Source organism: Streptomyces sp. NPDC104381, from assembly GCF_055583745.1.
The window spans coordinates 1-1867 of the sequence record NZ_JBVJNK010000016.1 but is presented as its reverse complement, the minus strand read 5'-3'; the positions used below and the strand labels follow the sequence as shown (position 1 = coordinate 1867).

Genomic DNA, 1867 nt, shown 5'->3' with positions numbered 1-1867 from the left:
AACACAGTGGACGCGAGCAACTGAGGACAAGCCCTCGGCCTATTAGTACCAGTCAGCTCCACCCGTTACCGGGCTTCCACATCTGGCCTATCAACCCAGTCGTCTACTGGGAGCCTTAACCACTCAAGGTGGTGGGAATACTCATCTTGAAGCAGGCTTCCCGCTTAGATGCTTTCAGCGGTTATCCTTTCCGAACGTAGCCAACCAGCCATGCCCTTGGCAGGACAACTGGCACACCAGAGGTTCGTCCGTCCCGGTCCTCTCGTACTAGGGACAGCCCTTCTCAATATTCCTACGCGCACAGCGGATAGGGACCGAACTGTCTCACGACGTTCTAAACCCAGCTCGCGTACCGCTTTAATGGGCGAACAGCCCAACCCTTGGGACCGACTCCAGCCCCAGGATGCGACGAGCCGACATCGAGGTGCCAAACCATCCCGTCGATATGGACTCTTGGGGAAGATCAGCCTGTTATCCCCGGGGTACCTTTTATCCGTTGAGCGACAGCGCTTCCACAAGCCACTGCCGGATCACTAGTCCCGACTTTCGTCCCTGCTCGACCCGTCGGTCTCACAGTCAAGCTCCCTTGTGCACTTACACTCAACACCTGATTGCCAACCAGGCTGAGGGAACCTTTGGGCGCCTCCGTTACTCTTTAGGAGGCAACCGCCCCAGTTAAACTACCCATCAGACACTGTCCCTGATCCGGATCACGGACCCAGGTTAGACATCCAGCACGACCAGAGTGGTATTTCAACGACGACTCCACAACCACTGGCGTGGCCGCTTCAAAGTCTCCCACCTATCCTACACAAGCCGAACCGAACACCAATATCAAACTATAGTAAAGGTCCCGGGGTCTTTCCGTCCTGCTGCGCGAAACGAGCATCTTTACTCGTAGTGCAATTTCACCGGGCCTATGGTTGAGACAGTCGAGAAGTCGTTACGCCATTCGTGCAGGTCGGAACTTACCCGACAAGGAATTTCGCTACCTTAGGATGGTTATAGTTACCACCGCCGTTTACTGGCGCTTAAGTTCTCAGCTTCGCCAACCCGAAAGTCAGCTAACCGGTCCCCTTAACGTTCCAGCACCGGGCAGGCGTCAGTCCGTATACATCGCCTTACGGCTTCGCACGGACCTGTGTTTTTAGTAAACAGTCGCTTCTCGCTGGTCTCTGCGGCCACCCCCAGCTCACCGAGTAAATCGGATCACCAGGAATGGCCCCCCTTCTCCCGAAGTTACGGGGGCATTTTGCCGAGTTCCTTAACCATAGTTCACCCGAACGCCTCGGTATTCTCTACCTGACTACCTGAGTCGGTTTAGGGTACGGGCCGCCATGAAACTCGCTAGAGGCTTTTCTCGACAGCATAGGATCATCCACTTCACCACAATCGGCTCGGCATCAGGTCTCAGACTCCATGCACGACGGATTTACCTACCGTGCGTCCTACACCCTTACCCCGGGACAACCACCGCCCGGGCTGGACTACCTTCCTGCGTCACCCCATCGCTTACCTAATACAAGTCTGGTTCATCGGCTCCACCACTACCCTCAACTCCGAAGAGATCGGGCCGGCTTCACGGACTTAGCATCGCCTGATTCAGTATTGGGCGTTTCAAAGCGGGTACCGGAATATCAACCGGTTGTCCATCGACTACGCCTGTCGGCCTCGCCTTAGGTCCCGACTTACCCTGGGCAGATCAGCTTGACCCAGGAACCCTTAGTCAATCGGCGCACACGTTTCTCACGTGTGTATCGCTACTCATGCCTGCATTCTCACTCGTGAACCGTCCACAACTCGCTTCCGCGGCTGCTTCACCCGGCACACGACGCTCCCCTACCCAACCCAACACCCGTTAGGGCTA

Annotated in this window: 1 rRNA gene; it reads right to left on the bottom strand. The window is 56.1% G+C overall.

The window, feature by feature from the left end:
• Positions 1-22 precede the first annotated feature (22 nt).
• Positions 23-1867 (bottom strand): 23S ribosomal RNA (locus tag ACZ607_RS34910); the annotation flags it as partial.